This window comes from Pseudomonas sp. AC463 (genome assembly GCF_979253585.1).
On sequence record NZ_CEEDDZ010000790.1, the window covers coordinates 1 to 259 of the forward strand.

A 259-nucleotide genomic window follows, 5' to 3' on the forward strand; every position below is an offset into this window, starting at 1 on the left:
GGTCAGTAACCTGTGGAGCCACGGTGGTTTCTTCCCCAACGGTATCTCGGGGCTGGTGATGATGATGGCCATCATCATGTTCTCCTTCGGCGGCCTGGAGCTGGTGGGCATCACCGCGGCCGAAGCCGATCAGCCGAAAACGGTGATCCCCAAGGCGATCAACCAGGTGGTCTATCGCATCCTGATCTTCTACATCGGCGCGCTGACCGTACTGCTGTCGCTGCATCCCTGGGACGATCTGGTGGCGACCCTCACCGCC

The 259-nt window shown here is 61.0% G+C and carries 1 pseudogene; it reads left to right on the forward strand.

Annotation, left to right across the window (positions count from 1 at the left end):
* Positions 1-259 (forward strand): annotated as a pseudogene (locus AC0IYH_RS32385) (aromatic amino acid transporter AroP); the annotation flags it as partial.